The organism is Streptococcus sp. UBA4344, from assembly GCF_002393675.1.
Classification (GTDB): domain Bacteria; phylum Bacillota; class Bacilli; order Lactobacillales; family Streptococcaceae; genus Streptococcus; species Streptococcus vicugnae.
Genome location: NZ_DGTE01000032.1, coordinates 131,919 through 140,332 on the forward strand (window position 1 = coordinate 131,919; position 8,414 = coordinate 140,332).

At 39.1% G+C, this 8,414-nt stretch carries 10 protein-coding genes; all 10 read right to left on the minus strand.

All coding sequences use genetic code 11. From position 1 onward, the window contains the following. Positions 1-26 precede the first annotated feature (26 nt). The gene (comGG, locus tag B4D49_RS06470; RefSeq protein WP_414717963.1) at positions 27-365 is read right to left on the minus strand and encodes a competence type IV pilus minor pilin ComGG; all 339 of its coding nucleotides are present in this window, start codon (positions 363-365) and stop codon (positions 27-29) included. Then, a complete protein-coding gene (gene comGF / locus B4D49_RS06475; protein ID WP_132869475.1) occupies positions 349-786 on the minus strand; it encodes a competence type IV pilus minor pilin ComGF in 438 nt (145 codons plus the stop codon). Before comGF ends, comGG begins: the two co-directional genes overlap by 17 nt. Beyond that, on the minus strand, positions 770-1,063 hold the full coding sequence (gene comGE / locus B4D49_RS06480) for a competence type IV pilus minor pilin ComGE (protein WP_199544710.1): 294 nt from the start codon (positions 1,061-1,063) through the stop codon (positions 770-772). Before comGE ends, comGF begins: the two co-directional genes overlap by 17 nt. Continuing rightward, a complete protein-coding gene (gene comGD / locus B4D49_RS06485; protein ID WP_286783586.1) occupies positions 1,017-1,448 on the minus strand; it encodes a competence type IV pilus minor pilin ComGD in 432 nt (143 codons plus the stop codon). The genes comGE and comGD overlap by 47 nt, the downstream gene beginning before the upstream one ends. After that, positions 1,432-1,725, minus strand: coding sequence for a competence type IV pilus major pilin ComGC (gene comGC, locus B4D49_RS06490; protein ID WP_132869474.1), 294 nt, complete (start codon positions 1,723-1,725; stop codon positions 1,432-1,434). Before comGC ends, comGD begins: the two co-directional genes overlap by 17 nt. Then, positions 1,725-2,768 carry a competence type IV pilus assembly protein ComGB gene (comGB, locus tag B4D49_RS06495; protein ID WP_206282051.1) on the minus strand — a complete coding sequence of 348 codons (1,044 nt, stop codon included), beginning with the start codon at positions 2,766-2,768 and terminating at the stop codon, positions 1,725-1,727. Before comGB ends, comGC begins: the two co-directional genes overlap by 1 nt. Then, the gene (comGA, locus tag B4D49_RS06500; RefSeq protein ID WP_286783580.1) at positions 2,692-3,633 is read right to left on the minus strand and encodes a competence type IV pilus ATPase ComGA; all 942 of its coding nucleotides are present in this window, start codon (positions 3,631-3,633) and stop codon (positions 2,692-2,694) included. Before comGA ends, comGB begins: the two co-directional genes overlap by 77 nt. A 71-nt stretch (positions 3,634-3,704) precedes the next feature. Then, the gene (locus tag B4D49_RS06505) at positions 3,705-4,073 is read right to left on the minus strand and encodes a DUF1033 family protein (protein ID WP_199544716.1); all 369 of its coding nucleotides are present in this window, start codon (positions 4,071-4,073) and stop codon (positions 3,705-3,707) included. A 167-nt stretch (positions 4,074-4,240) separates the two neighbouring features. Beyond that, positions 4,241-7,879, minus strand: coding sequence for a DNA-directed RNA polymerase subunit beta' (gene rpoC, locus B4D49_RS06510; protein WP_286783581.1), 3,639 nt, complete (start codon positions 7,877-7,879; stop codon positions 4,241-4,243). A gap of 178 nt (positions 7,880-8,057) precedes the next feature. Then, positions 8,058-8,414: hypothetical protein (locus B4D49_RS06515; RefSeq protein WP_286783582.1), on the minus strand; the 357-nt coding region annotated here is incomplete at its 5' end.

Below are 8,414 nucleotides of genomic sequence, written 5' to 3' on the forward strand. Positions count from 1 at the left end.
AAAACCTTGAAAATGAAAAGAAAGCACTAGTGACTTTCTTTCTCAGGTGCTTGATTTTCTTTTTTAGGAAGGTAAAAAGTATAATGAAACTCTTCTTTGCTCTCTAATGTCACTGTTTCTACTAAAACGTCATCTTTGTGTTGGTAGGTAACAAATCCTTTATCAAATTGGTATTGTCCAGAGTCATCTTTTACCAAATCTTTACTGATTTCTGCCATTAAATAAGCTTGAGCAGATTTTATCTGAGCTTGATGTTGGCGCTCGCTTGCAACCACGCGCCCCAAATAAAACTGCAACAACAAAGCAAAAATCGCCGCCATCAATAAAGCATACAATAAAATGCCTGCTTTAACTTCTTTTTTCAAAAGTGTAAACAAAACATCTCTCCACATCTTTGCCCAATTGCAATTTAATCATCACCTTATTGTCATCCTGAGTTACACTGGATGACGTCACTCCAAAAAGCATGGGTTGGTAGCCCTGACCAGAAGCATTTGTCTTTCTAAAGTCATCTGCCTTAGATAAGCCATAAGCTAACTGTTGACCAGCTTTATTAACATAAAGCTTATTGTCAGCGACTTTATCTAACTGACATTCCTCAAGTTCTGAACGTAACTGCTGAGAAAAGAGCAACCATTTATCTTCCTCGTTAACAGACAAATAGTGAACGTTACTTGAAATCGACTGAGTTAAACCTTTATAGACCAGTATTGATCCTGAAATGACCAGCAGGGCAACTAAGCTTTCTAAAAGGGTAAAAGCTTTTAGTCTAGTTTTTCTTGACATATAAAACCTCATTTTGACCGTCAAAAACATGAATCTCACCATCATGTTTAACAATTTCAACATCGACACCATTTATTACCAAGTGATTTTGTCCTGTTTGAACTGCCATCGTTGCCACATTTAACACTTCTTGTTGGTGTAGGCTTTCTTGCATACGTTGACGACTATGATCCATCTCCCCCAAAACAAGACTAGTAATCGTTGCTAACAAGGCTAAAGATACCAATCCTTCAAGGAGTATGTAGGCTTTTAGTTTCTGTTTTTTTATAGTTACCACTTCCTATGTACAATTGATAATCAACTTCTTGAGTTTCAGTATAAAACTGTAGTTTTGCTAAAGATGAATTGCCCCCAGATTTATCAAAAACAACCTGATAATTTTTGGCTACAGACACTGTTTGAGGTAAAGTAACACTAGTCATCCCATTTGAAATGCCATCTTGTGATATTTGCAAGGTTTGACTTTCCTGCTTCATACTGGCCAATTTTTGTGTATCGCGGTAGCAATTTTCAAAAGAGAGGAAAAATAGCTTTTCCTCAACAGACTGAAAAATGTCGTTAACCGAATGAGAAAACATGATGACTATAAAACAAGAAACCATTAAGGTCAGCAAACTTTCAATAAGGGTAAAAGCTGCTAGCGTCTTACTTCTTAGCTTCATTGTAAGTTTTGGCTTGTTCTTTTGTAATATAGCCAACTTCTACCAAGTCATCTACACTAGCTTTATCTCCAGTTTTAACCTCATAAAGATCCATCTGACTCTCAACAACCTTAACAACAGCAGCATCCCCTTTTTCATGCACGACCTCTTTTTGCTTACTCAAGTTCGGCACAAATAACAACATCAAGACACCAATGATTAGCAGGACAATCAACATCTCCACAAGTGTGAAAGCTTCCACAGACTTTTTACGTAGTTTTTTCCAAATTTTTTTCATTAAAAATTTCCTCCCATATTTTGATACATTGGCAAAAGCATTGCCACATAAATTAAAACGATGATTAAAGCAACAAAAACAAAAACCAAAGGTTGAATCAATTGTGTCGCTTGTGTTAATTGGCTAAAGAAATTCTGCCAAGTGTCCTCTGCGTAAATATCCAGTTCACGCCCTAATTTTGATTTGACTTCACCGTACTCAATCATCAAGCTAAGTTCACGCAAGAAAAAAGGATAATCTAGAACCTTTTGATGAAAAGATTGCCCAGCAAGCAAAGCTTCTTGCATGTCCTTTCCAATTTCTTGAAAAAGACGGGATTTTTGTCTTTGCATAAGTTCAACAATCTCCATTAATTCAACTCCTTGTCCAATCAGATTTCCCCATTCACGCGCATAATAAGCCGTCAAATATAATCGAACAAAGCGTCCCAAAATCGGAAGACGGCTTAGCTGACTATAAAGGTAAATCGGTGATAGACGCTTTGCGTACAAAAATCCTAAAAAACTTCCTAAGCCTAGTAAGGCAAAACCACCCAAAAAAATCATAGGAAAATGGCTAATAATCTGAGTGGCAATATTTTGATTTTCTAGCTGTGGCAGCAAATAATTTTTCAAGCCCAGCATAATCAGGATTAAAAAACTAAGTAAAATGAGTGGGTAAGTCGCCACTTCAATCAATTTCTTTCGAATAACTGACATACTGGCCAAGTAGCCATCAATTTTTAACAAACTCTGCTGACAATTACCGTGAACATCCGCAAGAGCAATCTGGGTTACAATCGTATCTGAAAAGCCGAGTTTCGTCATCATATCAGCTAAGCTTGCACCACTTAACAAAGATTCCTGCATGGTATCCACATAAACTTCTGCTAATAGTTGACTTCGTCTTAAAAAAGAAACAATTTCAGTTAAGTTAAAGCCACTGTTAAATAAATTATTAAATAATTGAATAACCTTCTGCTGTTTCTTAAAAGGCAATTTTTTCGATTTTTGCTTGCTCACCACTGATATGTCCGTCTCTAGCAAGGCTTTCAATTTGCTCATTCCACCTTTTTGGTGGGTAATGTTCAAAATCTCCTTTGGCAAAATCAACTACACCTCCACCGCCAATTAACCGCTGATAAATAATAGCTCGTAAGCTATTTTCTAGCTCCTGCCTACTAACTCCTAATTCTAATAATCTTGCATAGACACCCGGGATACTCTTAGCATGAATCGTTGAAAAGACCAAAACTCCCGTTAAGCTTGCTCTAATAACCGCACGTGCCGTCTCACTATCTCGAATCTCACCTATAATCAAAATATCTGGTCTATGACGGAGCGAAAGTTTAATCAGATTATCGTAAGTCATACCAATCTCATCATTAAGTTGTAACTGCAACATGTTATCTTGCTTAATCTCAACAGGATCTTCTATTGTAATGACTTGTTTATCCGGAAATTTTTCCCGAACCAATTGATACATGAGAGTAGTTTTCCCACTCCCTACTGGCCCGGAAAAAAGATAAAGTCCCCTACTATCAATCGCTTCTAAAATATTTCTAGCTCCATCAAACCAATATTGCAAATCATGGCGACCTGAATAAAGAAGTCTAATGACCAGGCTCTCATGCCCACGATAATCACCAACCGTAGACAAGCGCAATGAAATTTCCTCATCATCAGCAAATAAATAATCACAAGAACCTAGCTGACTACGGCGTTTCTCACCAACATTCATCCCCGATACAAATTTAAAATGACTAATCAACCCCGTCATCTCATCAATAGCTGCTTCTTGGATAAATTGACGTTCATCTCCGATACGCTGATAAATTTCATAATGATTGGCTTTAGGAACAATATAAATATCTTGTGCATTCTTTTCAACAGCATCTCTAATAAGCTGCTTTGCCTTTTCCTGAATCATTTTAACCTCCTCAAATCTTATATTCGTAAAAAATTTTGGTAAAAAGAAAAAACCATGGAAAAATTCCATGGTTAAGGTTTAAATTTGCAATTTCGAGGCCTGGGACTAGGTTCGTCATTTCGAACATTAAAATGATAAGCAAAATGTTCTTCAGTCAATTCTTGCCCATCCTTTAAGATTAAAAGGGAATGATACTGTTGCAGATAGTCACCACAATTTTCACACCAACGTTTTTCTGATTGATCCCAGAAAGCAGCTTGAAAATTATCATGACACTTACAACTTGGCAGGTTCATTCTCAACGACTGCCATTCTGATTTATAAAATGACACAGCTTCTTCAAAGTATTCAAAAACTTGTTCTTCGATGATATCATCCTGCCAATCATCCAAGAACCACCAGGGTTCCCAGTCCCCATACATTTTGATTACTTGATACATTTTTTCACTTCCTTATGGCCTTTATTATATAAAAATTAAAAGGATTTTAAAAAGGATTTGCTTATTTATAACCATTATCATCTGTTTAGCTCTAATAATTAGCACCGAAAAAGCCTAGGAAATCATCCTAGGCTTTTTCATTTATTAACTCAAAATGTGAAATCAGATTATTCAGCGTCTGTTGATACAGTTGCTTCAACTGTTTCAGCATCTTCACTTGTTTCAAGTTCATTAACAGCTTGTGGTTCAAGGTTACGGTAACGAGCCATACCTGTACCAGCTGGAATGATTTTACCGATGATAACATTTTCTTTAAGACCAAGAAGGTGATCTTTCTTACCACGGATAGCAGCATCTGTAAGAACACGAGTTGTTTCTTGGAATGATGCAGCTGACAAGAATGAGTTAGTTTCAAGCGAAGCTTTAGTAATACCCATAAGTACTGGACGTGCAGTTGCAGGGATACCACCAGAGATAACAACATCTTTGTTAGCATCTGTAAAGTCTGCAATATCCATAAGTGTGCCTGGGAGAAGTTCTGTATCACCTGGATCCATGATACGAACTTTGCGAAGCATTTGGCGAACCATTACTTCGACGTGTTTATCACCGATTTCTACCCCTTGGCTACGGTAAACTTTTTGTACTTCAGCAAGAAGGTAAGTTTCAACTGATAATGTGTCACGAACTTCAAGGAGACGTTTAGGTTGGATAGAACCTTCAGTAAGGGGAGCACCACGGTGTACCTCATCACCAACAGCAACTTTCATGCGGGCAGTGAATGGTACCACGTATTCACCCATACCAGTTTTACCTTGAACGTAAACTTTCTTAGTACGTGTAGAAGCATCTTCTTCAATGTCAACAACAGTACCTTTAACTTCAGTGATAACGGCTTCCCCTTTAGGATTCCGAGCTTCAAAGATTTCTTGGATACGAGGAAGACCTTGTGTAATATCGGTATTTGACGCAACACCACCCGTGTGGAAGGTACGCATTGTAAGCTGTGTACCAGGTTCACCGATAGATTGAGCGGCAATTGTACCAACTGCTTCACCAACTTCAACCGCATCACCTGTTGCAAGGTTGACACCATAACAGTGACGGCAGACACCATGACGAGTGTTACATGTAAATACTGAACGGATTGTAACTTCTTCAACACCAGCTTTAACAATTTCAGCTGCCATATCTTCAGTAATCAATACATCTGGACCAACGATAACTTCGCCAGTTTCAGGATGTTTAACAGATTTCTTAGTGTAACGACCAACAAGACGTTCTTCAAGAGTTTCTGTTACTTCTTTACCATCAGTAATAGCACGAATAACAAGACCACGGTCAGTTCCACAATCGTCTTCACGAATGATAACGTCTTGGGCAACGTCAACCAAACGACGAGTAAGGTAACCAGAGTCGGCAGTCTTAAGGGCTGTATCGGTCATACCTTTACGAGCGCCGTGAGTTGAGAAGAACATTTCCAAGACAGACAAACCTTCACGGAAGTTAGATAGGATAGGCAATTCCATGATACGTCCGTTCGGAGCAGCCATCAAACCACGCATACCGGCAAGTTGTGAGAAGTTAGAGATGTTACCACGAGCTCCTGAGTCCATCATCATAACGATTGGGTTCTTAGGATCTTGTGTTTCAATCAGACGTTGTTCAAGTTCTTCTTTAGCTTCACGCCATGTTGTTGTAACAGCAACATAACGATCATCATCAGTCATCAAACCACGACGGAAGGCTTTGTTGATTTGTTCAACTTTGCTGTGAGCTGCATCGATAATTTCTTGTTTGTTATCGATAACTGGGATATCGGCGATACCCACTGTCAAACCAGCAAGAGTTGAATGGTAGTAACCAAGGTCTTTCAAGCGGTCAAGGAAGGCTGATGTTTCAGTTGTACGGAAACGTTTAAAGATTTCCGCAATGATGTTACCAAGATTTTTCTTCTTGAATGGAACGTTGATATCAAGACTATCAATAACAGTGTGGATATCTTGTCCAGGTGCCAAGAAGTATTTATCTGGAGTTTTTTCAGTTAAGTTAGCATTATTTGGTTCTTGAAGGTAAGGTAGATCATCAGGCATGATGTCGTTGAAGAGGATCTTACCAACAGTTGTAACCATGATTTTGTGTTTTTGTTCATCAGTCCATGGTTTGTTTGGCATGCTATCTACTGTAATACCAACACGTGTGTGCAAGTGAACATAACCGTTACGGTATGCCATTACTGCTTCATCACGGTCTTTGAAGACCATTCCTTCACCTTCACGACCTGGTTCTTCCATAGTAAGGTAGTAGTTACCAAGAACCATATCTTGAGATGGTGTTACGACTGGTTTACCATCTTTAGGGTTAAGGATGTGTTCTGCGGCAAGCATAAGAAGACGTGCTTCTGCTTGTGCTTCTTCAGAAAGAGGTACGTGGATGGCCATTTGGTCACCATCGAAGTCGGCATTGTAGGCTTCACAAACAAGTGGGTGAAGACGAAGTGCTTTACCATCGATAAGGACTGGTTCAAAGGCTTGGATACCCAAACGGTGAAGAGTCGGTGCGCGGTTAAGAAGTACTGGGTGTTCTTTGATAACTTCTTCAAGAATATCCCAAATACGTTCATCTCCACGTTCAACCATACGTTTAGCTGCTTTAACGTTACCTGCGTAATCACGAGCAACGATTTCGCGCATTACAAATGGTTTGAACAATTCGATAGCCATTTCACGTGGCACACCACATTGATACATTTTAAGTGTTGGACCTACGGCGATAACTGAACGTCCAGAGAAGTCAACACGTTTACCAAGCAAGTTTTGACGGAAACGACCTTGTTTACCTTTAAGCATGTGGCTCAAAGATTTAAGAGGACGGCTACCAGGACCTGTGATTGGACGACCACGACGACCGTTATCGATAAGAGCATCAACAGCTTCTTGCAACATACGTTTTTCGTTTTGTACGATGATACCAGGGGCATTCAATTCAAGCAAACGAGCCAAACGGTTATTACGGTTGATAACACGACGGTAAAGGTCGTTCAAGTCAGATGCAGCAAAACGTCCACCATCCAATTGAACCATTGGACGAAGATCTGGTGGAATAACTGGCAAGATGTTAAGTACCATCCATTCTGGTTTGTTACCAGATTTGTAGAAGGCATCAAGAACATCCAAACGACGAACTGCTTTGATACGTTTTTGACCAGTTGCTGTTTTCAATTCTTCTTTAAGTTCAGCGATTTCAGATTTCAAATCAACGCGTTTAAGAAGATCTTGGATAGCTTCAGCACCCATTTTAGCAACGAATGAACCTTGTCCATATTCTTGGATTTTTTCACGGTATTCGCGTTCAGTCAAAAGTGATTTTGGTTCAAGCGGAGTATCTTTTGGATCGATAACCACGTAAGCAGCGAAGTAGATAACTTCTTCAAGTGCACGTGGACTCATGTCCAAAGTAAGCCCCATACGTGATGGAATTCCTTTGAAGTACCAAATGTGTGATACTGGAGCTTTCAATTCGATGTGACCCATACGTTCACGACGAACTTTAGCACGTGTTACTTCAACACCACAGCGGTCACAAACAATTCCTTTATAACGAATACGTTTATATTTACCACAAGCACATTCCCAGTCTTTTGTAGGTCCGAAGATAACTTCATCAAAAAGACCTTCACGTTCTGGTTTGAGCGTACGATAGTTGATTGTTTCAGGTTTTTTAACTTCACCATAAGACCATGAACGGACCTTACTTGGTGAGGCTAATGTGATTTGCATACTTTTAAAACGATTTACGTCAACCACTAGTTTTACCTTTCTTTATTGTACTTTTGAAAATAGCTGAGCTACTTCCTAACTGTCATGACTCACAAATATCAATCTGCAAGACATTATTTATCGTTATAGGACTCATCCAAACAATCCGACTAAGAGAAGCAAAATTTACTTGCAACTCTTATGCCCAAATTGTTCTTTCCTATTATTATTTTTCTTCTGCAGAAACTTCTGCTACTTCTGCTGATTCAGCTTCTTGTTTTTGACGAGCTTTTTCAAGATCATCAACGTGCATTACGTCGTCATCTTCACCTTCATCAAGGTCACGAAGTTCAACTTCGTTATCGTCTTCGTCAAGCACGCGCATATCAAGACCAAGTGATTGCAATTCTTTAACAAGAACTCGGAATGATTCTGGTACACCAGGTTTTGGAATTGGTTTACCTTTAGTGATGGCTTCATAAGCTTTAAGACGTCCAGTCACGTCATCTGATTTGTAAGTCAAGATTTCTTGAAGAACATTAGATGCACCGTAAGCTTCCAAAGCCCAAACTTCCATTTCACC

Excerpts from the sequence above, each read along its gene's own strand:
- comGF (WP_132869475.1), bottom strand. The coding sequence starts at position 786 with ATGTCAAGAAAAACTAGACTAAAAGCTTTTACCCTTTTAGAAAGCTTA.
- comGD (WP_286783586.1), bottom strand. The coding sequence starts at position 1,448 with ATGAAGCTAAGAAGTAAGACGCTAGCAGCTTTTACCCTTATTGAAAGT.
- comGC (WP_132869474.1), bottom strand. The coding sequence starts at position 1,725 with ATGAAAAAAATTTGGAAAAAACTACGTAAAAAGTCTGTGGAAGCTTTC.
- comGB (WP_206282051.1), bottom strand. The coding sequence starts at position 2,768 with ATGAGCAAATTGAAAGCCTTGCTAGAGACGGACATATCAGTGGTGAGC.
- comGA (WP_286783580.1), bottom strand. The coding sequence starts at position 3,633 with ATGATTCAGGAAAAGGCAAAGCAGCTTATTAGAGATGCTGTTGAAAAG.
- B4D49_RS06505 (WP_199544716.1), bottom strand. The coding sequence starts at position 4,073 with ATGTATCAAGTAATCAAAATGTATGGGGACTGGGAACCCTGGTGGTTC.